The organism is Microbacterium sp. bgisy203 (assembly GCF_965345155.1).
Lineage (GTDB): Bacteria > Actinomycetota > Actinomycetes > Actinomycetales > Microbacteriaceae > Microbacterium.
Genome location: NZ_CBDRLZ010000001.1, coordinates 126268 through 150558, shown reverse-complemented (window position 1 = coordinate 150558; position 24291 = coordinate 126268). Strand labels below are relative to the sequence as shown.

Below are 24291 nucleotides of genomic sequence, written 5' to 3'. Positions count from 1 at the left end.
CCGATGCTCCTACTCCCGGCGGAACTGTTCAATCGCACGTTCCGGCGCGCCCCCGACGGGACGGTGCACGTCGCCCTCCTGCGCCGTCCGCCCATCGTCCTCGTTGTCGCGCTGGGCGTCATCGCCGTGTTCTTCGGCGCGCTCGTGTGGATGGTCCTCGCCCAGGCCGGCACGACCGCCGCGACGCAGGGACCGGTGCCGTATGTCATCGCTGTCGTCTTCGGACTCCTCGGCCTCTTCTTCCTCGCGACGTTCGTCAATGCGCTCACCGCGATCCGCTCCCGCGGGTCCTGGGGCAACCGGGAGTGCGTGGCGCTCGGCCCGACCGGGATCTTCCTGCGGATGCAGAAGGCGGACGTCGACGTGCCGTGGAACGAGGTGACCGCCGTGCGCGCGACACACACGAACGCGGGCAACGCCGTCCGGAAGGCCCGCGCGCACGTGCCGATCCTGCGCATCGAGACGGCGCACCGGCACTGGGATATCGCCACCTCAGTACTCGACGCGTCGCCGAACCTCGTCTACACCGTCCTGCACTTCTACTGGACCCACCCCGGTGCGCGCGTCGAGCTGGGCACCGCCGCCGCGCAGCACCGGATGGATGCGCACGCGGCGTCCTGAGGTTCTGCACCCTCGGCATCCGGGTGTACTCTGTCCCCATGCGCTTCGGCCAGCTTCTTCTTAGCTGCCGCGACGAGGCCTCGATCTAGGGCCTTCCTCGTCGCGGCGCTTCGCGTTGGTTCGCACCCCTCGCACCCTGGCCCGCACTCAGCAGACGAGAGAAGCGACCCCATCATGGACAACAACCAGAAGCCCTCCACCGCGCCGGTCCACAAGTACCGCCCGTACCACGAGCAGATCCGCGTCCACCTACCCGATCGCACGTGGCCCGACGCCCGCATCACGACCGCGCCGCGCTGGTGCGCCGTCGACCTCCGCGACGGCAACCAGGCGCTCATCGACCCGATGAGCCCCGAGCGCAAGCGCATCATGTTCGACCTGCTGGTCGGCATGGGGTACAAGGAGATCGAGGTCGGCTTCCCGTCGGCCTCGCAGACCGATTTCGACTTCGTGCGCCAGCTCATCGAAGACGGCGCGATCCCCGCTGACGTGACGATCCAGGTGCTGACGCAGGCGCGCGAGCACCTCATCGCCCGTACCTACGAGGCGATCGCGGGCGCCAAGCAGGCGATCGTGCACCTGTACAACTCGACGAGCGTCCTGCAGCGCGAGGTCGTCTTCCGCACCGATCAGCAGGGCATCGTCGACATCGCTCTCGAGGGCGCGCGCCTGTGCCGCCGGTACGAGAAGTCGATCCCCGAGACGACCGTGTACTACGAGTACTCGCCCGAGTCGTACACGGGCACCGAGCTGGAGTTCGCGGCCGACGTCTGCAACCAGGTGCTCGAGATCTTCGAGCCGACGCCCGCGCGGAAGGTCATCATCAACCTGCCCGCGACCGTCGAGATGGCGACCCCCAACGTCTACGCCGACTCCATCGAGTGGATGAGCCGGCACCTGAACCACCGCGAGAACGTCATCCTCTCGCTGCACCCGCACAACGACCGCGGCACCGCGATCGCCGCCGCCGAGCTCGGCTACATGGCCGGCGCCGACCGCATCGAAGGATGCCTGTTCGGCAACGGTGAGCGCACCGGCAACGTCGACCTCGTCGCCCTCGGGATCAACCTGCTGACGCAGGGGATCGACCCGCAGATCGACTTCAGCGACATCGACCACGTCAAGCGGACGGCCGAGTACTGCAACCAGCTGCCCGTGCACGAGCGCAGCCCCTGGGCGGGTGACCTGGTGTTCACGGCGTTCAGCGGCTCGCACCAGGACGCGATCAAGAAGGGCTTCGAGGCGATGGATGCCGCAGCCCAGGCATCCGGTGTCACCGTCGACGACATCGAGTGGGCCGTGCCGTACCTGCCGATCGACCCGAAGGATCTCGGGCGCTCGTACGAGGCGGTCATCCGCGTCAACTCCCAGTCGGGCAAGGGCGGCGTCGCGTACCTGCTGAAGACCGACCACGCGCTGGACCTGCCGCGAAAGCTCCAGATCGAGTTCTCCGGCGTCGTGCAGGCGAAGACGGATGCCGAAGGCGGTGAGGTCTCGAGCGAGCAGATCTGGGCCGCCTTCACCGACGAGTACCTGCCCGCCGAGGTCGCCGACGAGAAGTGGGGCCGGTACGAGCTGCTCTCGACCCGCACGCAGAGCGACATGTCAGGCGAGGTCTCGCTCGAGGTCACGCTGCGCGACGGCGACCGCGAGGTCGCGACCCGCGGCGTCGGCAACGGTCCCGTCTCGGCGTTCATCGAGGTCGTCCGCGCGCAGGGCTTCGACATCACCCTGTATGACTACGTCGAGCACACGCTTTCGGCCGGAGGCGACGCGCAGGCAGCGGCCTATGTCGAGCTTCAGGTCGACGGCGAGCGGCTGTGGGGCGTCGGGATCGACGGCGACATCTCCACGGCATCCCTCAAGGCGATCGTGTCGGGCGTCAACCGCGCAATCCGCACCCGCGAGAGCGCCGGCGCCCTCGCCGCCGCCTGACGCGCGCTGCGGCACCCCGCCCCACCAGCCCGCGAGACCGGCCTGCGGCACCAGCCCGCGAGACCGCGTTCTCTCGACGAAACCCCCGATCTCTTCGCCGGGTCTCGTCGAGAACCGGCGGTCTCGCGGGCGGAGGGCGGCCCAGAGGCGCTGGGGGCAGGTGCGCGACGCGCGCAGCGGCGCGTCGGTGCGACGCGGGTCAGTCCTCGGTCGGCTTGATGATCGGGATCGCGGTCGTCTCGATCGCGACCTTCCGACGGTGGAGCGCGCGCTGCTCGGGGAGCGAGATGTCGAAGATCACGGCGAGCAGCCGGATGACCGTCGTCACGATGACGGTGACCACCGCCGCGACCGGAAGCGGTGCGCCGAGCCAGACCGCGAACGGCAGCACCGAGCAGCCGACGAACGCGGCGACACCGTACAGCGACCCCACGTGCATGATGGCCACGGGCAGCCCCATGATGACGTCGCGCAGGATGCCGCCGCCGACGGCGGCGCACACGCCGATGAACACGGCGGGCACGACGGGAAGCCCGAGGACGAGCGCTTTGGAGGTGCCGAATGCGCCGAACAGTCCCACCACGACGGCGTCCAGACCGACGATCAGCTTGTTCAGGCGTTGGAAGAAGCCGGCCAGCAGCATTCCGATGATCGCAGCGCCGACGGCGGTGATCAGGTACCAGTTGCTCTGGAGCGTGGTCGGGTTCACATTCAGCAGGAAATCTCGGATGAGACCTCCGCCCATCCCCATGACGATGCCGATCACCGCGACCCCCATGAGGTCGAGGCGTTGGCGTCCGATGAAGCCCGACGCGAACAGCGCACCTTGCACACCGCCCAGACCGACGGCGAGAAGATCTGCCCAAAGGGGGATCACGAAGACTTCGTTCGGCACGTGTTCCATTGTCGTGGTATCCGATCGAACGCCGCGCCCCTACGTCCCGTGTCGGGGCGGGCGGGGATAATGGAGCGGTGCCGACATACCGCGACGAAGTCGTGGTCCTGCGTACCCACAAGCTCGGGGAGGCGGACCGCATCGTGACGATGCTGAGCCGTCGCCACGGCAAGGTCCGCGCCGTCGCGAAGGGCGTGCGCCGCACCTCGTCGCGCTTCGGGGCGCGGCTCGAGCCGTTCATGGTCGCCGACGTCCAGCTCTACCAGGGGCGCACCCTCGACATCGTGCAGCAGGCGGAGTCGCTCGGCGCGTACGGCGCTCCCATCGCCGCCGACTACGACCGCTACACGTCGGCGCACGCGATGGTCGAGACGGCCGACCGCCTGAACGAGGCTGAAGCGACGCCGCAGCAGTACCTGCTGCTGGTCGGCGGACTCCGGACGCTCTCGCAAGGCGGCCACGCGCCGCGCTCCGTCCTCGACTCGTACCTCCTGCGCGCCATGGCGCTCTCGGGCTGGGCCCCCGCCCTCACCGACTGCGCGCGCTGCGGAGCCCCCGGCCCGCACGAGTGGTTCGTCGCGCAGCTCGGCGGCGCCGTGTGCTCCGCGTGCGCACCGGCCGGATCGGCGCGGGTGCATCCCGAGACCGGGTCGCTGCTGCGGGCGCTGATCGCGGGGGAGTGGGATGCCGTCGACACCGCGCACGATGCGGCATCCGCCGCGGCCTCCGGCCTCGTCGCCGCGTACACGCAGTATCACCTCGAGCGCGGCATCCGTTCGCTCTCGCACGTCCACAACCGTTCGGAGCGCCGCGCGTGAGCCCAAAGCCCTACACCCACCGCGACGCCGTCCCCTACCGCCCGATCGACTGGACCGGTCTGTCCTCGCCCGCATTCCCCAAGAACCGCGTGCCCGGGCACGTCGCGATCGTAATGGACGGGAACGGCCGCTGGGCCAACCGTCGGGGCCTCACGCGCATCGAGGGTCACCGGGCCGGAGAAGAGGTCCTCCTCGACGTCGTCGCGGGGGCGATCCAGGCCGGAGTGAAGCACCTGAGCGTCTACGCCTTCTCGACGGAGAACTGGGCGCGTTCTCCCGACGAGGTCCGCTTTCTCATGGGCTACAACCGTGACGTGCTGCACCGTCGCCGCGATCAGCTCAACGAGTGGGGCGTGCGCATCCGGTGGGCGGGTCGGAAGCCACGCCTGTGGGGTTCGGTGATCAAAGAACTGCAGTTCGCCGAGCAGCTCACCCGCACCAACGACGTGCTCACCCTCACGATGTGCATCAACTACGGCGGGCGGCACGAGATCATCGACGCGATGCGCGCGATGGGCGAGCAGATCGCGGCGGGAAGGCTCAAGCCGTCGGCGATCACCGAGAAGACGATGCGCAAGCACCTGTACGTCCCCGACATGCCCGACGTGGATCTGTTCCTCCGTTCGAGCGGCGAGCAGCGCACCTCCAACTTCCTGCTGTGGGAGTCGGCGTATGCCGAGATGGTCTTCCTCGACACGCTCTGGCCCGACTTCTCTCGCGTCGACCTCTGGAACGCGATCCAGATCTACCTCGATCGCGACCGCCGCTTCGGAGGCGCGGTCGACGCCCCCACGGCGTGAATCGGGAATACCCCCGCACCGCCCGGCGGTTGTCACTGAGGTGACAGACAAGATCAAGATCGACGTGTGGAGCGACATCGCCTGCCCGTGGTGCTACATCGGCAAGCGGAACCTCGAGAAGGGGCTGGAGGTCGCCGCGAGCGACGAGGACGCCCCCCAGGTGGAGGTGACCTTCCACTCGTTCGAGCTGTCGCCCGACACGCCCGTCGACTTCGACGGCGACGAGCTCGACTTCCTCGCCGGGCACAAGGGCATGCCGCGCGAGCGCGTCAGCGAGATGCTCGAGAACGTCACCGGCGTCGCCGCGAACGCGGGGCTGGAGTACCGCTTCGACCTCCTCAAGCACACGAACACCGTCAAGGCGCACGAGCTCCTGCACTTCGCCAAAGCGCAGGAGGCCGCGGGATCCGAGGGCGCGCAGCGGGCGATGACCGAGCGCCTGATGGCCGCCTACTTCACCGAGGGACGCCATGTCGGTCGCATCGACGACCTCGTCGACCTCGCCGCCGAAGCGGGACTCGACGCGGATGCCGCACGCACCGCGCTCGAGTCGAACCGGTACCTCCCGGACGTCCGCGCCGACCAGGCGCAGGCGCAGGCCTACGGCATCCAGGGCGTCCCGTTCTTCGTCATCGACGGCACGTACGGCGTCAGCGGAGCGCAGCCCCCGGAGGCGTTCGCGCAGATCGCCCGTCAGGTCTGGGCGGAGAAGACCGCGCAAGGCTGAGCGCCCCGCCGTCGCCCCGCGGTGCAGTCTGGCCGTCGCCGTGCCCGGTGCCGTACAGTCGGAGCGTTGCGCGTTCGCGCGGCGCATCCCGATGATCCCCCGGAAAGAGTGACCGATGACGGCACCCCTCACGCACGCCCGGCGCACGATGATCGCCCTGTTCGCCGCGCTCCTTCTCGCCCTCGGCGCTCCGCTCGCGGCATCCGCCGACGTGAACGACGACATGGTGGCCATCGACGCCGACCTCGGCACCGCGCTCGACGACTTCACCTCGGTCTACAGCGACCAGTCGACCTCGAACGAGGAGGTCATCGCCGCCGCGCAGACGTTCGAGACGGAGGCGACGAACGCGCAGGATGCCTTCACCAAGATCGCGTCCGAGCAGAGCGGCGACGTGGCGGGTTTCGCGGAGAGATTCGCATCGGCCTCGGGCGACATGGCGACCGCGGCCGCCGGAATCGCCGATGCGTTCACCGCGCAGGACGACGCCGCCCTCGCCACCGCGGAGAACGATCTCACGGCGGCGATCAACGCTTACACGTCGACCGTCGACGACTACAACGCGTACCTGAAGACCGCCGGCGACCCCGCGTACGGCCTGTGGCTCACGGTGCTCATCATCGCGATCGTCTTCCTCGTGCTCGCCCTCGTCTTCGCGCTCGTCACCCGCAAGCAGAGCGGGTACCTGCCGCCGAAGACCGACAAGAAGGGCAACGTCCACCAGGCCTCCCTGCAGCGCATGCGCTGGATGGTCGTCGTCTGGGCCGGCCTCTTCGTCGTCGGCGCGGCGATTCCGTTCTTCCAGGTGATCAGCGCAGAGCCGGATGCCAGCGGTGAGTACACGTATCGGGTGTTCTGGTACCCGCTCGCGGCGGGTGCGATCCTCACGATCGTCAGTGCGGTGCAGTATTTCATCGCCGCGGCGAAGGTGCGCACGGAGGGTTCGGCGGCGCCCGTCACGGGCGAGCACAACGCCCCGGTGAACGGCGCGGCTCAGCCCGAGGCGGTCTGGGCTCAGCCTCAAGCTGCACCGGTCCAGGGCGCACCGGCCCAGGCTGCACCGGTCCAGGGCGCACCGGTCCAGGGCGCACCGGCCCAGGGCGCGCCGGTCCAGGGCGCGCCGGTCCAGGGCGCGCCGGTCCAGGGCGCGCCGGTCCAGGGCGCGCCGGTCCAGGGCGCGCAGCCGACGCAGTCGCAGGGCGCTCAGGCTCCGTGGCAGCCGTCCGCGGCGCCGCAGCAGCCGGGGCCGGGCGACGCTCCCGCGTCGTCGGAACCCACGCGCTGACCCCAGCCGCACAACGATTCCCCGCCTGCGCCGGCGGACACTGTCCTTCGCCGTTCCGGCGGGGAGCCGGGGCTCAGGCCGGGAGGCTCGCCTCGATCGCGGCGATGATCTCGGGCGCGTCGGGCTTCGTCTGCGGCCGGAAGCGGTGCACGGTGCCGTCGGGGGCGACGAGGAACTTCTCGAAGTTCCACATGACCGGGCCCTTCGCCCCTTCGGCGTTCTTCGCCTTCTTGAGCGCCTTGTAGAGGGGCGCGGCGTGGGAGCCGTTCACCTTGATCTTGTCGGCGATCGGGAACGACACGCCCCACGTGACGGCGCAGTAGTCGAGGATCTCGTCCATCGATCCGGGTTCCTGGCCCATGAACTGGTTGCACGGGAACCCGACGACCTGCAGACCCCGATCGCCGTAGCTCCTCTGCAACTGCTCGAGCTGCTCGTACTGCGGTGTGAGTCCGCACTTCGACGCGACGTTGACGACGAGCACCGCTTTGTCACCGAACTCGGCGAGCGTGTGCTCGGCGCCGTCCGCGCCCACATAGCTGATGTTGCGGATGTCCACAGTGGTCGCCTCGGTCATGTTGTCCACGATAGGCCCGTGCGGGCGTCCCCGGCACGACGGAGTCTGGGAGAATGGGAGGGATGTCCACGCTCACCGCTCCCACCTCCGCGCCCGGCGTACCCGGCGCGCCCCCCGCGGCGTCGCTAAGCACGGCGTCGCTGAGCACCGGGGCGCCGCTGCGGATCGGGCCGATCACCTTGGACGCCCCCGTCGTGCTCGCGCCGATGGCCGGGATCACCAACACGGCGTTCCGGCGTCTGTGCCGTGAGTACGGCGCCGGGCTCTACGTGAGCGAGATGATCACGACCCGTGCCCTCGTCGAACGGAACGCGACCACGATGCGCCTCATCACGCATCACGAGTCCGAGACGCCGCGCTCGATCCAGCTCTACGGTGTGGACCCCGCGACCACCGAGGCCGCCGTGCGCCTTCTCGTCGACGAGGACCGCGCCGATCACATCGACCTGAACTTCGGCTGTCCCGTGCCGAAGGTGACGCGCAAGGGCGGGGGAGCGGCGCTTCCTTGGAAGACCGAGCTCTTCCGCGACATCGTCACGCGCGCCGCGCGCGCGGCGGGCGACGTGCCTCTCACCGTGAAGATGCGCAAGGGCATCGACTCCGAGCATCTGACGTTCCTCGACGCGGGCCGCATCGCCGAGGATGCCGGGGTCGCCGCGGTCGCCCTGCACGCCCGCACGGCCGCGGAGTTCTACTCCGGCCAGGCCGATTGGAGCGCGATCGCCGAGCTGAAGCAGGCCGTGACGAGCGTTCCGGTGCTCGGCAACGGCGACATCTGGTCGGCCGACGACGCCGTACGAATGATGGCCGAGACCGGATGCGACGGCGTCGTGGTCGGTCGCGGCTGCCTCGGGCGCCCGTGGCTGTTCGGCGACCTCGCGACCGCGTTCGGAGCGCCCGGCATCCGTCCCGACGCCACCCTGGGCTTCGTCGCCGGCGCCTTCCGCCGTCACGCCGAGCTGCTCGTCGAGTTCTTCGAGGACGAGGGGCGCGGATGCCGCGACATCCGCAAACACGTCGCGTGGTACTTCAAGGGCTATCCCGTCGGTGGCGACACTCGCGCGGCTCTCGCCACCGTCTCGACCCTCGCGGAGATCGACGACCTCATCGCGACGCTCGACCTCGCCGCGCCCTACCCGGGAGCCGCGGCCGAGGGGCAGCGCGGCCGCGCCGGCACGCCGAAGCGACCGGCCCTGCCCGATGGGTGGCTCTCGACCCGCGAGATGTCGGGCGACGCCTCGCGGACCCTCGCCGACGCCGAACTGGACACCAGTGGCGGGTGACGGCGGCGCGGTCGGCATCGCGCCCGGCCGGCCTGCCGGATACGACGACCACGACGCCGAGCGATTCCTGCCCGAGACCCACCGCTCGCGCCGCGACAGCTTCGCCCGCGACCGCGCGCGCGTGCTGCACTCGGCAGCCCTGCGCCGCCTCGCCTCGAAGACGCAGGTGCTGAGCCCCGCGAGCCCCGCCGACTTCGCGCGCAACCGGCTCACGCACTCCCTAGAAGTCGCCCAGGTCGGTCGAGAGCTCGCGATCGCCCTCGAGCTCTCACCCGACGTCGTCGACACGGCGTGCTTGAGCCACGACATCGGTCATCCGCCGTTCGGACACAACGGCGAGCGGGCGCTCAACGAATGGGCATCCGACATCGGCGGCTTCGAGGGAAACGCGCAGACGCTCCGCATCCTCTCCCGACTGGAGTCGAAGGTCGTCGACGACGAGGGCCGCAGCGTCGGACTCAACCTCACCCGGGCGAGCCTCGACGCGACGTGCAAGTATCCGTGGACCGTCGAACACGCCGTGCCCGACCCCGGCGGACGCGACAAGTTCGGCGTCTACCGCGACGACGAGCCGGTGTTCCGGTGGATGCGCGAGGGCGCGCCCGGGCGCCTGCGCTGCATCGAAGCCGAGGTCATGGACCTCTCCGACGACATCGCCTACTCCGTGCACGATTTCGAGGACGCCGTGCTGAACGGCTACCTCGATCCCGCGCGCCTCGCCGATCCCCGCGAGCGCGAGGCTCTCCTCACTGCGATCCAGACATGGGTGGGCTACGGCTTCGACCGCGACGAGCTCGCCGACGCGCTGTACCGTCTCACCCGCATGCCGGAGTGGCTCACCTGGTTCACCGGCGACCGGGCATCGGTTGCGCGGCTCAAGAACCTCACCTCCGACCTCATCGGGCGCTTCGCCCGCGCCGCGACGACCGCGACGCGCGAGCACTACACCGCCCCGTCGCTGACGCGCTACCGCGGCCGCGTGGTCGTGCCCCGCGTCATCGAAGCCGAGATGGCGGTGCTGAAAGGCATCATCGGCGCGTTCGTCGTCTCGATCGACGGCCGCAAGGGGCTCTACAAGGAGCAGCGTCGCGTGCTGAAGCGCCTCGCGACCGCTCTGTGGGAGCGCCCCGAGCTCCTCGACCGCGTCCACGCGGAAGACTTCGGTGCGGCCGAGACGGATGCCGCACGCAAGCGCGTCGTCGTCGACCAGGTCGCGACCCTCACCGACCGCTTCGCGATCGAGTGGCACGCGCGTCTGGTGGGGCCCGTCGACCTGCGCGAACTGGGTCTGTGGTCGAGCGACGGGCGCGCCGTCGCGCATCCCGGATTCGCGCTCCCCGAGCCGATCCCCGGCATCTGGCCGATCGAGGCGACCTGATGGCGCGCATCGCCCAGGCCGACGTCGAAGAGGTCAAGGCTCGCACCAACATCGCCGACATCGTCGGCGAACGCGTCGCGCTGAAATCCGCCGGCGTCGGTTCGCTGAAGGGGCTGTGTCCCTTCCACGATGAGCGCAGCCCCAGCTTCCACGTTCGGCCGCAGGTGGGGTACTACCACTGCTTCGGATGCGGAGAGTCGGGCGATGTGTACTCGTTCCTCCGCGCGATGGACCACCTCTCCTTCACCGAGGCCGTCGAGCGGCTCGCGGCGCGGATCGGCTTCACGCTGCACTACGAGGACGGCGGCGCCGCTCCCGAGACGAGCGGGCGCACGCGCCTCTACCAGGCAAACACCGCGGCCGCCGAGTGGTACCGGGCGCAGCTGGCCACGGCCGAAGCCGACGCCGGCCGCCGCTTCCTCGGGGAGCGCGGCTTCGACGCTGGCGCGGCGGCGCATTTCGGCGTGGGGTACGCGCCTAAGGGCTGGAACGGACTGCGCGACGCGTTGAGGTCGCAGGGGTTCACCGACGAGGAGCTCGTGGCGGCGGGGCTCCTCTCGCAGGGGCAGCGCGGCGTCTACGACCGATTCCGCGGTCGGCTCGTCTGGCCCATCCGCGACGTGACGGGGCAGACGATCGGCTTCGGCGCGCGACGCCTGTACGACGACGACCAGGGCCCGAAGTACCTGAACACGCCCGAGACGCCCATCTACAAGAAGGCGCAGGTCCTCTACGGGCTCGACCTCGCCAAGAAGGACATCTCGCGCTCGCATCGCGTCGTCGTCGTCGAGGGCTACACCGACGTCATGGCCTGCCACCTGGCCGGTGTCACGACCGCCGTCGCGACGTGCGGCACCGCCTTCGGCGCCGAACACATGCGTGTCGTCGGCCGCATCGTCGGAACGGAGGCGACGGGGGAAGTCGTCTTCACGTTCGACCCGGATGCCGCGGGACAGAAGGCCGCGGTCCGCGCGTTCGCCGAGGCGCGCACGTCAGCGCTGCAGAGCTACGTCGCCGCGGGACCGGAGGGTCTCGACCCGTGCGATCTCCGGCTGAACCGCGGCGACGCCGCCGTCCGCTCGATGATCGAGACCAAGTCGCCGCTGTTCGAGTTCGTCATCGACCAGCGCATCGCCGGGCACGACCTGGCATCGGTGGAGGGCCGCGTCGCCGCTCTCGCGGCATCGGCACCCATCGTCGCCGAGATCAAGGACTCCGGCATCCGCAGCCGCTACGAGCACGTCCTCGCACGCCGGCTGGGGGAGGACCTCGGCGAGGTCCACCGGGCCGTCGAGCGGGCCGCCCGGGCGGCGCGCAGTCCCCAGGCGCCCGCCGCACCCGGCGCGCGACGAGGCGACCAGGGCTCCGAGCAGGAGAGTGCGCCCCCGCCGGCGACGCGCGTGACGCTCGCGTCGCTGCCGCGCACGGCCGACGCCGCTCTCGAACGCGACGCCCTCATGGGCGTGCTGCAGTACGGGCACCTCGTCGACGCCGCCGAGATCGATGCGGCGCTCGCGCTGCCGATGCAGGTGCCCGCGCTCGACGCCGTGCGACAGACGCTCCAGGCACAGCCCGATCGCGTCCGCGTCGGATGGGCGGCGCAGGCCGCCGAGTCGGTGCGAGAGCCCTACCGGTCGCTCGCTGTCGAACTGCTCACCGCCTCGTTCCCCGCGCTGACCGAGGCCGAGGCGCAGGTTTCGACCCGCTCACTCGCGCGGCGGCTGCGGGTGCGCGCGGTCGACCGCGACAAGCACGAGCTCATCGGCGCCATCCAGCGACTGCCCGCCGACTCCGAAGAGGGTCGTGCCGTGCGCCTGCGGCTGCGGGACCTCGACGCGTTGCGCCGAACCTTGACCGAAGCGTTCTGACCCTGCGCCGGTTCTGTCCCTGTCGCTGGCGTCCGCCGCGCGAACCGGGCAGGATGATCGGCATGGCCCGATCCACTCCGACCGACGTCGTCGTCCGTACCGATGACCTCTCCGTCGCCCGGTCGGGCACCCGCGTCGTCGAGGGGATCACCGTCAGCCTCGGCGCCGGCCGCGCTCTCGCGCTCATGGGCGCGACGGGTTCGGGGAAGTCGAGCCTCGCCGCCTTCCTCGCCGGCGCCGACGACGCGACGCTCTCCGTCGTGGGCGGCGATGCGGCCGTGCACGGCATCCCCGTCCGAAAGCGCGGGCGCGCCCGCCGCACCCGGGAGTACCTCACCGGCTATCTCGCGCAGAACGGCGGACGCGACCTGCCCGCTCGTCTCACGGTGGGGGAAGTCATCGCCGAACCGGTCACCTCGCGCGACCGTCGCGTCAACCAGCGCGCCCTCTCCCTCCAGATCGCGGGGCTCCTCGATGAGCTGCAGCTGCCGCTGGGCGCGGCGTCGAAGTACCCGTACGAGCTGAGCTCCGGAATGCGTCAGCGCGTCGCGCTCGCCCGTGCCCTGGTGCTGCACCCGCGCCTGTTCATCGGCGACGAGCCGTACTCCAACCTCGATCTCGAGGTGCGCCAAGCAGCCCGCGACGCGCTCCTGCGACGCCGCGACGAGCAGGGGATGGCCCTTCTTCTCGTCACCAACGACGCGCCCGCCATCGGCGAGCTCGACGCCGACGTCCTCGTGCTCCGGGCCGGCCATCCCGTCGGCTTCGGGCACGGCACGTCCGACGTGCTGTGGACGCCCGACGGGGGAACGCGCCTCGCCTCCTGAGGGGTTCATCGAGGGGGTGCCGATGTGCACGAGCACCCTTGCGGCTTTGCTAGTATGGACGGGTTGCCCGCTCGCGGGTGACTGATCCTCGGTAGCTCAATTGGCAGAGCAGCCGGCTGTTAACCGGCAGGTTCTTGGTTCGAGTCCAAGCCGGGGAGCGAACGCCCCAGGGCTCCACCCCTGGGGCGTTTTGCGTCGTCTCGCTCCGCTGACACCGACCTCTCGTGCGTACGCGCGCGAGTGGTCGCCGTCGCCGGCCATTGACTCTGCAGGTGCGCCGCTGTGGCCCGCGCCGCGCGCGAGACCCGGTCGTCGACGAAGCGGGGGGTGCGGTCGATGACGCCGACGACGGCGACGGTGCGCCCCGTCGCTCGGTCGGCGATCGGCACCGCGAGGCAGGACCACCCGGGCCACACGCGTCCGTGCTCGATCAGCTGTCTCTCACCGACAGCGCGATCGAGCGTCGCGATCACCCGGAGCGGAGCGGTCTCGGTATAGGGCGTCAGGCGCGGGACCCCGCGGGAGAGGAGCCGGTCCACAAGGTCCGGCCGATCGGCGAGCCCGATGTACCCGAGGGCGGTGGCCAGGATGGCCGGTTTCGCGGGATCGTGCGCCCACTGCTCGGAGTACTGATTCTGCAGCGCCGCGCGGTCGTAGATCTGACCGATGATCGTCCACCCGCTTTCGCGACTGACATCCACCGCCCAGACGGCGCCCCCGGTACGGTGGTGAAGCTCGACGAGCTCGGGCAGCGCGATCGCCCGAAGTGCCCTCTGGTGAGCGGCGCGATCGCCGCGCTCGATCAGGCCCGGGCCGACGACATAGCCGTCGTCGGTGCGCGCGAGCAGGTCCGCCTCGACGAGGCCCGCCGCGATCCGCCAGGCGGTGGCGCTGGGCAGACCCGTCGCACGTACCAGATCGGACAGTCGTACAGGTGCGGCGGAGTCCAGGCATCCGTCGGGCACCGCGAGGATGCGCCCGAGCATCGATGTGTCTCCCATGTGCGCGCTCCGATCGCTCCGGTGCTGCCGTCCCATCTGCCCGCCGGAGGCCGCTCGATCGGCTCTCATTTCGGGAGGACCCCATTGTCGCGCCGACTCCCCGTCCTGCGCCACCATTTCGTGCCCCTCCCGCATGCTCCTTCTCGACGCATGCGGGCGCGCGGCCGACACGGCACACCGCGACGCCGTCTCACTCAGCGGGACGCGCCCCACCCGCATCGACTCCCGGCTCGCTACGCTCATGGGCGCGCCACGGGAACGTGGTGCACGGGGACCGCGCGGCACAGCGCGCGGATGATCGCCGGGCGCACCGACAGTGCATCCGTATGGGGGGGATCGTGGACTTTCTGACGAGGCTCGTCGCACTGTTCACCGATGCCGTGGCGCCCGGCGACACCCGGCGACCGCTCCCGACGATCCTCAACGGGACCGAGGCCAAGGTCGCGAAGCTCGGGGATGTCACGCTCGACGGCGCGTCGTTCGACGCGTGGCTGTCACGCTTTCGCTCCCTGCTCGACGACGCGGCGTTGCGCGAGACACTTCTCGTCCGCGTCCTGCAGCTGAAACTCCCGCGCATCGCAGGGCCCGCGGGCGTCTGGCTGCCCTCGGGCGCGGCGATGCCCGCCCTGCTTCCTCTCGTGCAGCCACCGTGGAGGGGGCTGTGGGTCTACGCGGAAAACCAGTGGTACACCTTCCCGCTTCCGCTCCTCATGGACGTGCTCCTTCAGCGCGAGGGATACACGAGGGGGCGGCTCACGACCCTCGCGGCGGCGTACTTCCGCTCCTACGAGCCGGTGACGCTCGTGCCGCAGGCGGTCTACCGGGGAGATCCCGTGCCGATCGATGACCGACCTGCGCCGGACGACGCGGTCGAGGGCTGGCTCCGCGTCCTGCCCGACTCGCTTCTCATCCGGCTCCTGGTGCAGTCCGCACTCACGTCCAACGCCTGGCGCATCCGTCAGGGAGGCGGAGAGCTGGGAGACCTCGCCGTCCGCCGGATCATCACACCGCCGCAGGGAGATCCCGGCAGCGCCGACGCGCAGACACAAGCGAGCTGGCGGCTCGCGACCCTCATCGATCCGGGCGGTATGCGTTCCGCCGACGGGGTCCCTCCCTTCGTCGCCTCGACGGACACGCCCGCGGTGCCGTTCGACATGGACGAGGGCCTGCGCGCGCGGCTGGAAAGGGCGCTCGGCGCCACGCTCGACGCGGTCACGACGCGCATCGACCCCTGGGTGTCCTCCTTCGCCTGGGCGACCTTGAGCTCCGTCGGCAACCCGGCCGTGACCGCCCGGCGACGGCTCGGCGCGTACGGGTGGGCGCACGGGACGTTCGTCGGCACGCCCGGCCCGACGCCCTCGGGCCTGCTGCACACGCCGTCGCCGGCGAAGACGACCGTCGCGACGATCCTGCGCGACAAGTACCGCACGGCGGCCGAGAGCGGCGAGCTCAACGAGCGCGGCACCGAGCCCTGGGACATGCGGCTCACGAGCGCGCACGTACGGCTCGCGAATGCCTTCGCCGACGACCTGCGTCTCGGCGGCGATCTCACCGAAATCGTCGGCGCCGAAGTGGAGCGCCTGATCGGGGAGGGCCCCGATGCGTATGCGCGCGTGCGCGGCCTGCGCGCCGCCTTCCCCGTACACGCCGACCGGCCCACGCCCTTTCGGGTCTGCGACGGGCTGGCGGCCCTCGCCGCACTCGTCCCCGACGATGGCACCGCGCCCGACCCGCTCTTTCCCCTGCGCGCGGGAGAGTCCGAGCGCCTGCTCCAGCTTCGTGACGCGCTCGATGCGCTCGCGGACCTCCTCGCGGCCGACGGGCTCGTGCACGCGGTCGACCGTTCCCTAGGGCGGGCCGCGGGCGCCATGGATGCCGCGGCGGGGGAGGCGATCATGCCGGAGCTCGCCTTTCCCCGCACGGATCCCAGCGGTTTCGCAACGGAGACCACCGTGCTCTCCGTGCTCCCCGCCGCGGCGGCCGCGCCCGGTGCGCAGGGCGGAGCGCTCGCGTCGCCCGAGGTCGCCGCCGCTCTCGTCGCCCGCTTCGGCGACGACTGGGCGTTCGTCGCGACGCTCGAGGACGGATCGACGCGCACGGTAGGTCTGGACGAGCTGGGGCTCGAACCCGTGCACGCGCTGACCTGGTCGACACGACAGCTCGACGAACTCGTCGCCGTCGGCGGTCCGCCGCTCGCCGTCCGCGAAGAGGAGATCCGGGTGTGGGCGGTGCGCGATCCGTCCGGCGCCAGCGCAACGGTGTCGAGCGTGGATCTTCCCCTGCCGCCGTCGCGTCTCGCCGATAAGTCCGAGAGGCAGGTGCGGACCGCCGTGATCGCCGCGGCCGGGCTGTCGCCGGCATCCGCCGTGGAGGTACAGGCGCCGCCGGAGGACGCACGTCTGTGGACGCCCTGGAGCTCCGTCGGAGAGCCCGTGGCGATGGTGCCGGCATCGCTCATGACAGCGGATGCCTCAGACCCGGCGGACCTGCATCGGCTCGTTCGCATCGCCGCGGGACGACCCGAAGTGATCGGTGTGGTCCCGCCCCCACAGCTCGGCGGCGCGCGCGCCTTCTGCGATGCGCTGGGTTCACCGGCGAGCGAGCGGGATCTGGCGGTGCCGGGCTCGCCGGCTCCCGCGACGGACGCGGCGTACGCGACGCTCGTCGCCCGGTACCGGGCAGTCTTCGCGGCCCTGGCAGCAGCACGCACGGCAGCGGGGTCGGCCGCGGCGCTCGGCGTCGGCGGCGCGGGCGCGCAGCGAGCCGCGATCCGCGTCGCGGCGCAGTGGGGTGTGACCCCGGACTCCGACCCCGCCGATGCCGCGACCTTCCGGGCGGCGATGTGCGGACAACCGGTCCCGCCAGGCGCCACCTCGCTCCGTGATCTGACCCGCACCGTGCGCTCGGTGCTCGCGGAGCGCCTCGCCGCGGCGCCGAGCCCGGGGTCTCTCCGAAGTCCCGCGAAGATGGCGACCCCGCAGAAGGAGGATGCCGTCGACCGGCGTGCGACCGGGATCCCCGACGGTGTGCCCTCCCTGGCGCGTGCGCTCTCGACGCTCGCCGCTCCACAGGGAAACCTCCCGATCCTCATCGAGTGGAGCCTCGCGCGCTTGAACGAGGCCACCGGCATCGCTCCGCAGCCGCGCCCCGGACTCGACGAGGCCTGGCTCTCGATCGCCGCCGCCGTCCGTCCGCCCCTCGCCCGTATCGAGGCCGTGCAGCTGGATGCGCTCCGAGGCGGTGCCGCGCCGCTGACGATGTGGGCGAGCGGCCCGGACCCGTGGCTGGTCGACGAGATCTCAGCCGTGCAGGTGGCGCGCGCAACGGAACCGATCGAGCAGACGCCCACACCCCGATTCCGTGCGGCGTTCGGGCCGCCGACCGCGTTCGACGGTACGAGCGTCGCCGTCGGCGTCGTCGACGCCTATACCGAAATGGTTCCCGTGCCCCAGCGCACCACGAACGCCGCGTTCGGATTCAACGCACCGGCTGCGCGCGCTCCGCAGGCGATTCTCGTGGCCGTGCCGCCGTCGGAGGGCGTCAGGCTCGAGGACGACCTCCTGCATGAGATCCTCGCCGAGACGCGCGAGCTGCTGGTGGCCCGCACGGCGACGGGCGAAGATCTCGCGGAGCTCGGCGACCTTCTTCCCCGGGGCGCCTGCCAGCATCCCTCCCCGTAGACATCCTCTCCGGCCGCGCCTACATCTCCCGGCTGGTCACGCCATGACGACCTCGCCCACTGCCCGCCGCAGCATCTCCGCGGTCACGGAGCCGCACATCGACGACGCCGTGGCCGCTGTCGTCCACGACCCCCTGTGGTTCCTCGCCCGGCAGTGGCAGCTCGGCGAGACCCAGGGGGAGAACGCGACAACGCCGGTGGCGCGCCGAGACGCTTCGCGCCGCCGACGGCGCCGTGCACCGGCTCATGCCCTCCGCCGTACCGCAGAGCGGGGTCGAGCTCGAACGGCGCTACACCTTGGCACGCGACACGGCCGGAAGACCCGTCCTGTGGGTGCAGCGCCAGCGGCGCCCGCTCGTCGCGCCGCCGGCGCGCACCCTCTTTTACGACGTGGCAGAGCCGACGGACGCGCCCGCACCGTCCACCCCGCCGCCCGCGTGAGGCGCCGGAGGCGTCGGTCCGAGCGGGCGAGCGCTCAGGCGTCGAGGTCGTCGATTCCCGGGGTCCACGATGCGCCCGGACGCCCCCACCCGCGCTTGCGGGCGATCTTCTGCACGGTCTTCCAGTCGCGGTCATCGAGACGATCGATGTAGAGGATGCCGTCGAGGTGGTCGAACTCGTGCTGCATGATGCGCGCGCGCCAGCCGTCCACCTCGATGCGGACAGGTGAGCCGTCGAGGTCGGTCCCGGTCACGATCACCCGATCGGAGCGCCGCAGCGGGAACCGCTCACCGGGGAACGACAGGCACCCTTCCGATTCCTCGTCGGGGTCGGGTGCGCCCGGCTCGAGCGGCACCATCCACAGCTCGGGGTTGATGACGACACCGCGCCACGGAGCGCCGTCATCGTCGGCGTACGTGTACGTGTAGATGCGCAGGCCGACGCCGACCTGGGGGGCGGCGAGACCGACACCGGGTGCGGCATCCATCGTCTCGAACATGTCGGCGACGAGTTCGCGGATCTCGTCGGTGATCTCGGCGACGGGGGAGGCGGGAGCGTGCAGGACGGGATCGCCCATGATGCGAATCGGAAGAACGGCCACGCCTCGAGCCTATCGAGGACCCGTGGCGTTAGTGTCGGAGGGTGGATGCCGTGGGCCTGTCACTCGATGACGTCACCGACCAGCTGGTCGGCGTTTTCAAGGACCCCGCGATCCTCATCGGCATCCCGCTCGCCCTCCTCGGCGCGGTGTTCATGTCCTTCGGTGCGCAGTACCAGCACCGGGGCGTGCAGAAGGTCGAGCGGCTCACCAAGACCGACGGCGGCTCGGGGCTCACCGGGGCCCAGATCTGGAACCTCCTGCGTCGGCCCTCGTGGGTCGCGGGCACCGTCATGCTGGGCCTTGCGATCGTCTGCCAGCTCGCCGCCCTCTCCTTCGCACCGCTCATCCTGGTCCAGCCGCTGGGCGCCGTCTCCCTCGTGCTGACGACGCTCCTGAACGCGCGGATCAGCGGTCACAAGCCGACGAGGCGCTCGTTGCTCGCGATCGTGCTGTGCATCGCCGGCATCCTCTTCTTCGTGACGATCGCGGCCATCTACGCGACCGAGACGCCCGTGAGCGACCAGCAGATCCTCATCATCCTGGTCATCCTCGCCGTCGTCGCCCTGACCCTGACGGGGCTGTGGGTCTGGCGGCGCGGCCGCATCGGCGCGCTCTTCTACATCTGCGCCGCCGGCGTCATGTACGGCTTCGTGGCCACCCTCGCGAAGGTCGTCATCAGTCGCATCAACTCGGGCGACGTCGAGTGGCTCACGGTGATCTGCGTCGTCGCCCTCATCGCGGGCACCGCGATCGGGGCGTACTTCGTGCAGACCGCCTACGCCTCCGGCCCGCCCGACCTCGTGATCGCGGGGCTCACCGTCATCGACCCGATCGTCGCGGTGCTCATCGGCCTCATCGTGCTGCGCGAGGCCGAGCACGCCCCGTGGCTCGCCTACGTCGGCTTCGCCCTCGCCGGGGCGCTCGCGGTCGTCGGTGTGTTCCAGCTCGCGCGCTACCACCCGGAGGTGGTCAGCAACAGCCAGGAGCTGCCCATCACCCGCGGGAGCTCCGGCACCGACGGAGACACACCGCGGTCGAACTCGGAGCGTCTCACCGACGCCGTCGCGCGGGTGTGGCCCGACCCACCGGTCCGCGACCGCGAACCGGGCTCGAAGGCCAGCGAGGCGGGCGACGGCGACCGACCCCGGTAAACTCTCTCTCGCCGGGCTTCCGGCGCGGGGCGGTGGCCAAGCTGGTCAAGGCAGCGGGCTCATAACCCGACGATCGTGGGTTCAAGTCCCACCCGCCCTACGACTGATCTCCCGTTCTCCCGTGGAAGTACGCGGGAGATTGCGATGAATGAGCTGAGAGCACACCTGGGAAGCGGCCGGTCCAGGTCCACGTCCTGGGTGGAGGACAGCGCCGGGCGGATCCCCGCCGGGTATGTGAGCGTCAGAGAAACCTGACACGCAAAGCCCATGTCAGTCTTGACGGACATGCCTGATCGTGTCAGGCTTGACGGACACGGGAGGTGAGCATGATTGCTGTCACCGAAGTCGACTTCGGCAACATCATGCGGGACCGCCGCGTCGAGCTGGGGCTCACGCAGGCGCAGCTCGCTGAGCGCATCGGCACGAGCCGCCAGTGGGTTGTCGGGTTCGAGGGCGGCCGTGCGGCCACCGCGACCATCGGACATCTTGTCCGCCTGGCCGACGAACTCCGCCTCGACATCGACCTGACGGCGGCCCCGTGAGCACCGCGCTGACCGCCTACATCGACGGTCGCCGCGTCGGCCGTTTCGCGAGCGACGGCGGCCGGGTCGACTTCACCTTCGACGACGACTGGCGTCGCGGCGCTCGACGCATGGAGCTGTCGCTGTCGATGCCGAAGAGCCGCCAGCACCATGAGGGGCACGCGCCGGCGAACTTCCTCTGGAACCTCCTGCCGGACAGCGAGGCTGTCCTGGAGCGGTGGGGGCAGCGATTCCAGGTCAGTCTCCGCAATCCCATGGCGCTCCTCGAACATGTCGGGATGGACACCGCGGGCGCGGTGCAGCTGAGCGTGCAGGACGCTCCGACCCTCGATGCGGCCGGTGCGCTCGACCCGATCTCGACGGCCGAGATCGCCGCGCACATTCGGCTGCTACGCGATGACCCGGAAGCGTGGCTGATCGCTGGGCACGGCGACGGCTACTTCTCGCTCGCTGGTGCGCAGTCGAAGTTCGCGCTCGCGCGGTCCGGTGACGGGTGGGCTGTACCGACGGGGCGTGCCGCATCCACACACATCTTCAAACCGGGCATCCGCGGTCTTGACCGCGGCGACCTCAACGAGCACCTGTCCCTGTCCGCCGCAGGGCGGCTGGGGCTCGAGGTTGCGGGATCCGCGATCGAACGGTTCGAGGAAGAGACCGTGATCGTCGTCGAGCGGTACGACCGGACGGTCGATGCCGACGGCACGGTGCGTCGCATCCACCAGGAGGACATGGCGCAGGCCACGGGCATCCACCCGTCTGTGAAGTACCAGAACCAGGGCGGACCGGGGTTCCAGCGGGTGACGCAGATCATTCGGTCCGCGCGCGGACGTGACCGGGGGAGCGCGAACAGGTTCTTCGAGGCGGTCCTGTTCAACTGGGCGGCGCTCGGCACCGACGCTCACGCGAAGAACTATTCACTGCTGCATGACGCAGACGCAGGTCCCAGGCTCGCGCCCCTCTACGACATCACGACCGCCCTGCCGTACCCGGACATCAACAACCGCAAGGCGAAGCTGGCGATGTCGATGGGGAAGCACTACCTTCAGCACGAGATCGAACCGCGCCACCTCTTCGATGAGGGCGCGAGGGGCGGGTTCGACGACGAGTGGGTACGCGGCGAGGCGTCCCGCATCGTCGACGGCCTCGCAGACGCCTACTCCGATGCGGCCGCGGATGCCGACCTGACCGACGGGGACGCCGAGTTTGCCGCCCGGATCGTCGACGAGGCCGCTGACCGTGCCGCGCGCCTGCGGCGTGAGCTGGACCGTGCGGAGCGCTCCACCCTCAGCGCGCCGACCGAGACTCGTCAGAGGATCTCTCAGCCGCGAGGGAAGACGAGCGCCGCCTCCAACTCAGGGTCGTTCGCGAAGCGGCGGAACACACCGCCGAGCGACGCGCTCCGGTAACGCGCGGCGTGCGACGCGCACGGACTGGACGCCCTGACCGTAGAAGCCGAACGCGGCCGCCTCGACCTCATCGTCGGCGCCGAGAACCGACGCACGATCCAGCGCCCCGGCGATCGCCGGGTGCTCCGCGGTGCCGGCAGGGGTGCGATCGAGACACCGGTGCAGACGAGGGCGTGGGCGCCCACCTCGAGGAAGACATGCTCGTTGCCACACAAGTCGAAGCCGGCGTCGCCGTCGTGCGCGCGGGCGGGCGGGGTCAGGGCAGATCGAAGGCTGAGCCGCAGACCGACGATCGTGGGTTCAAGTCCTACCCGCCCTACCGTGACGAGATCCGGAATCACACAGTTGTCATTCCGGGCCTCGGTCGGTCATAATGGCCCCATAACCGCACACGCAACTGCATAGTCGCCACGGGTCGGTCCGTTCAGGTCGTAGGGGAAGACGTACCTGAAGAAACGGAGAGAACGATGGCGACGACGTCGACCACACTGGCGCGCGGAGTGATCTTCATCCACTCCGCGCCGCGAGCGTTGTGCCCCCACCTCGAGTGGGCGGTCGGGCGCGCCCTCGGGCGCGCGGTGAACTTCGATTGGGCCGACCAGCCGGTGCTCGCCGGAAGTCGCCGCGCGGAGTTCTACTGGGAGGGCCCGGTCGGTACCGGGGCTGCCCTCGCGACGGCGATCCGCGGCTGGGAGCACCTGCGGTTCGAGGTGAGCGAAGACCCGACCCCGCGCTCCGACGGCGGGCGCTGGCTGCACACCCCCGGGCTCGGCATCCACTTCGCGCAGACCGACACCGCCGGCAACGTCGTCATCGGCGAAGACCGCATCCGCTACGCGATGGAGATCGCCGCCGGTGACATGACGGAGCTGCAGCGCGAGCTGCAGGTCGCGCTCGGGGCCGCCTGGGATGAGGAGCTCGAGCCGTTCCGTCACGCGAGCGACGACGCGCCCGTCGTCTGGCTCCACAAGGTCGGCTGACCCCGTCGGCCGCGACCCCCGCACAGACTCAGGAGGTGAGGCGCCGGTACCGGCTTCGGACGGCTTCCCGGACACCGAGAGAGCGCATCGCTCCTGACACGACAGACGCCCCCGCGATCCGCCAGGATCCGGGGGCGTCTGTCACGCGTGCGGACGTGCGGGCGCTAGGTCGCTCGATCAGACCGAGGCGAACGCGACGACCGCGTTGTGCCCGCCGAATCCGAACGAGTTGCTGATCGCGAGCTGGTCGCCCGAGCCCAACGGCATCGGCTCGCCCGAAAGACGGAAGGGGACCGCCGGGTCCTGCTCGGTGAGGTTGATGGTCGGCGGCGCGAGGCGGTCACGCAGGGCCAGAACGGTGAAGATCGCCTCGAGCGCACCCGTGCCGCCCAGGAGGTGACCGGTGGATGCCTTGGTGCCCGACACCGGAATCTCCTCGACCCGGTCGCCGAACACGCCCTTCAGCGCGGTGTACTCGTTGGGGTCGCCGACGGGCGTGGACGTCAGATGGGCGTTGACGTGCGTGACGTCGTCGGGGGAGGCCCCCGCCATCTCGAGGGCCTGGCGGACGGCTCGAGCCGCGCCCGTCCCCTCGGGATCGTTGGCGGTGATGTGGTACGAGTCTGCCGTCACGCCGCCGCCGACGACGGAGGCGTAGATCTTCGCACCGCGGGCGCGCGCGTGCTCCTCGGTCTCCAGGATGAGGACGCCGGCGCCCTCGCCCATGACGAAGCCGTCGCGATCGATGCTGCCAGGCCGCGACGCGGTCGCCGGGTCGTCGTTGCGCTTGGAGAGCGCCTGCATGGAGGAGAACGACGCGATCGTCACGGGGTGGATGACCGATTCGGTGCCACCGGCGATGACGACGTCGGCCAGTCCGTCGCGGAGGTGCTCGATCGCGTTGACGATCGACTCGGTGCTCGAGGCGCACGCGCTCGCCACGGTGCGGGCATAGGCGCGCGCATTGAAGTGGAGCGAGAGGTTCCCCGCGGCCGCGTTCGGCATGAGCATCGGGACGGTCATGGGGAGCACTCGGCGCGGACCCTTCTCGCGCAGGGTGTCCCAGGCATCCAGCAGCGTCCAGAGTCCGCCGATGCCGGTCGCGAAGTCGACACCCAGCCGCTCGGGATCGACCTCGGGGCTTCCGGCGTCCTCCCAGGCCTCGAGCGCGGCGACCATCGCGAACTGCGACGACGGGTCGAGGCGCTTGGCGACGGGGCGCTCGAGGACGGTGTCGGGCCGGACGGCCGCCTGCGCGGCGAACGTCACCGGCAGGCTGTACTCCTCGACCCAGTCGTACTCGAGGGTGCGGGCGCCCGACGCGCCGGCCAGGAGTGCCGACCAGCTGTCAGGGGCCGTGCCGCCGATGGGGCTCGAAGCGCCGATGCCGGTGACGACGATGCGGGGAGTGCTCATGATGTCCTCGTGCTGCTCCGGTGGGGGCGTGGCAGCCCCCACCGGGGGGCGGGTGTCAGG

20 protein-coding genes and 2 tRNA genes are annotated in these 24291 nt (G+C 70.6%); 17 read left to right on the top strand and 5 right to left on the bottom strand.

Annotated elements, in window-relative coordinates; all coding sequences use genetic code 11:
* Positions 1 to 3: 3 nt before the first annotated feature.
* A complete protein-coding gene (locus ACRVYW_RS00690; protein WP_431800735.1) occupies positions 4 to 621 on the top strand; it encodes a hypothetical protein in 618 nt (205 codons plus the stop codon).
* Positions 622 to 795: 174 nt separating this feature from the next.
* Complete coding sequence (gene leuA, locus ACRVYW_RS00685; RefSeq protein ID WP_431800733.1) at positions 796 to 2556, top strand: 2-isopropylmalate synthase; 1761 nt, start codon at positions 796 to 798, stop codon at positions 2554 to 2556.
* Positions 2557 to 2755: 199 nt separating this feature from the next.
* Here leuA and ACRVYW_RS00680 read toward each other — a convergent pair whose 3' ends face one another.
* Positions 2756 to 3451: a trimeric intracellular cation channel family protein gene (locus tag ACRVYW_RS00680; RefSeq protein ID WP_431800731.1), complete on the bottom strand. Its 696-nt coding sequence runs from the start codon at positions 3449 to 3451 to the stop codon at positions 2756 to 2758.
* A gap of 77 nt (positions 3452 to 3528) precedes the next feature.
* Here ACRVYW_RS00680 and recO point away from each other — a divergent pair, with 77 nt between their 5' ends.
* From recO to ACRVYW_RS00660, 4 genes are all read left to right on the top strand, one after another.
* Positions 3529 to 4269: a DNA repair protein RecO gene (recO, locus tag ACRVYW_RS00675; RefSeq protein WP_431800729.1), complete on the top strand. Its 741-nt coding sequence runs from the start codon at positions 3529 to 3531 to the stop codon at positions 4267 to 4269.
* Positions 4266 to 5069 (top strand): isoprenyl transferase, encoded by an 804-nt coding sequence (locus ACRVYW_RS00670; RefSeq protein WP_431800727.1) that lies wholly within the window; start codon positions 4266 to 4268, stop codon positions 5067 to 5069. Before recO ends, ACRVYW_RS00670 begins: the two co-directional genes overlap by 4 nt.
* Positions 5070 to 5109: 40 nt before the next feature.
* Entirely contained in the window at positions 5110 to 5796 is a 687-nt protein-coding gene (locus ACRVYW_RS00665; RefSeq protein WP_431800725.1) for a DsbA family oxidoreductase, read from the top strand.
* 115 nt (positions 5797 to 5911) lie between these two features.
* Positions 5912 to 7081: a hypothetical protein gene (locus ACRVYW_RS00660; RefSeq protein ID WP_431800723.1), complete on the top strand. Its 1170-nt coding sequence runs from the start codon at positions 5912 to 5914 to the stop codon at positions 7079 to 7081.
* 73 nt (positions 7082 to 7154) lie between these two features.
* Here the strand turns inward: ACRVYW_RS00660 and ACRVYW_RS00655 are convergent, their stop codons facing one another.
* Positions 7155 to 7658: a glutathione peroxidase gene (locus tag ACRVYW_RS00655; protein WP_431800721.1), complete on the bottom strand. Its 504-nt coding sequence runs from the start codon at positions 7656 to 7658 to the stop codon at positions 7155 to 7157.
* Between the two features lie 62 nt (positions 7659 to 7720).
* On the opposite strand from ACRVYW_RS00655, the gene dusB reads away from it, so the two are divergent.
* The 5 genes from dusB (at position 7721) to ACRVYW_RS00630 (ending at position 13172) form a co-directional block, all read left to right on the top strand.
* A complete protein-coding gene (gene dusB / locus ACRVYW_RS00650) occupies positions 7721 to 8941 on the top strand; it encodes a tRNA dihydrouridine synthase DusB (RefSeq protein WP_431800720.1) in 1221 nt (406 codons plus the stop codon).
* On the top strand, positions 8931 to 10319 hold the full coding sequence (locus ACRVYW_RS00645; RefSeq protein WP_431800718.1) for a deoxyguanosinetriphosphate triphosphohydrolase: 1389 nt from the start codon (positions 8931 to 8933) through the stop codon (positions 10317 to 10319). The genes dusB and ACRVYW_RS00645 overlap by 11 nt, the downstream gene beginning before the upstream one ends.
* A complete protein-coding gene (gene dnaG / locus ACRVYW_RS00640) occupies positions 10319 to 12187 on the top strand; it encodes a DNA primase (protein WP_431800716.1) in 1869 nt (622 codons plus the stop codon). Before ACRVYW_RS00645 ends, dnaG begins: the two co-directional genes overlap by 1 nt.
* Positions 12188 to 12249: 62 nt before the next feature.
* Complete coding sequence (locus ACRVYW_RS00635) at positions 12250 to 13014, top strand: ATP-binding cassette domain-containing protein (protein WP_431800714.1); 765 nt, start codon at positions 12250 to 12252, stop codon at positions 13012 to 13014.
* Positions 13015 to 13099: 85 nt separating this feature from the next.
* A tRNA-Asn gene (locus ACRVYW_RS00630) sits at positions 13100 to 13172 on the top strand.
* Here the strand turns inward: ACRVYW_RS00630 and ACRVYW_RS00625 are convergent.
* Entirely contained in the window at positions 13134 to 14000 is an 867-nt protein-coding gene (locus tag ACRVYW_RS00625) for a helix-turn-helix domain-containing protein (RefSeq protein WP_431801706.1), read from the bottom strand. The genes ACRVYW_RS00630 and ACRVYW_RS00625 overlap by 39 nt on opposite strands.
* Before the next feature lie 353 nt (positions 14001 to 14353).
* Here ACRVYW_RS00625 and ACRVYW_RS00620 point away from each other — a divergent pair, with 353 nt between their 5' ends.
* A complete protein-coding gene (locus tag ACRVYW_RS00620; protein ID WP_431800712.1) occupies positions 14354 to 17695 on the top strand; it encodes a hypothetical protein in 3342 nt (1113 codons plus the stop codon).
* A 474-nt stretch (positions 17696 to 18169) separates the two neighbouring features.
* Here ACRVYW_RS00620 and def read toward each other — a convergent pair whose 3' ends face one another.
* Positions 18170 to 18736 (bottom strand): peptide deformylase, encoded by a 567-nt coding sequence (gene def / locus ACRVYW_RS00615; protein ID WP_431800710.1) that lies wholly within the window; start codon positions 18734 to 18736, stop codon positions 18170 to 18172.
* Between the two features lie 41 nt (positions 18737 to 18777).
* Here def and ACRVYW_RS00610 point away from each other — a divergent pair, with 41 nt between their 5' ends.
* The 5 genes from ACRVYW_RS00610 (at position 18778) to ACRVYW_RS00590 (ending at position 22815) form a co-directional block, all read left to right on the top strand.
* Positions 18778 to 19887 carry a DMT family transporter gene (locus tag ACRVYW_RS00610; protein WP_431800709.1) on the top strand — a complete coding sequence of 370 codons (1110 nt, stop codon included), beginning with the start codon at positions 18778 to 18780 and terminating at the stop codon, positions 19885 to 19887.
* Between the two features lie 26 nt (positions 19888 to 19913).
* Positions 19914 to 19987 (top strand) — tRNA-Ile (locus ACRVYW_RS00605).
* Between the two features lie 226 nt (positions 19988 to 20213).
* A complete protein-coding gene (locus ACRVYW_RS00600; protein ID WP_431800707.1) occupies positions 20214 to 20429 on the top strand; it encodes a helix-turn-helix domain-containing protein in 216 nt (71 codons plus the stop codon).
* Positions 20426 to 21835: a type II toxin-antitoxin system HipA family toxin gene (locus ACRVYW_RS00595; RefSeq protein WP_431800705.1), complete on the top strand. Its 1410-nt coding sequence runs from the start codon at positions 20426 to 20428 to the stop codon at positions 21833 to 21835. The genes ACRVYW_RS00600 and ACRVYW_RS00595 overlap by 4 nt, the downstream gene beginning before the upstream one ends.
* A 467-nt stretch (positions 21836 to 22302) precedes the next feature.
* Positions 22303 to 22815: a DUF3145 domain-containing protein gene (locus ACRVYW_RS00590; RefSeq protein WP_431800703.1), complete on the top strand. Its 513-nt coding sequence runs from the start codon at positions 22303 to 22305 to the stop codon at positions 22813 to 22815.
* 177 nt (positions 22816 to 22992) lie between these two features.
* Here ACRVYW_RS00590 and ACRVYW_RS00585 read toward each other — a convergent pair whose 3' ends face one another.
* Positions 22993 to 24231 (bottom strand): beta-ketoacyl-[acyl-carrier-protein] synthase family protein, encoded by a 1239-nt coding sequence (locus ACRVYW_RS00585; protein ID WP_431800701.1) that lies wholly within the window; start codon positions 24229 to 24231, stop codon positions 22993 to 22995.
* Between the last annotated feature and the right edge of the window lie 60 nt (positions 24232 to 24291).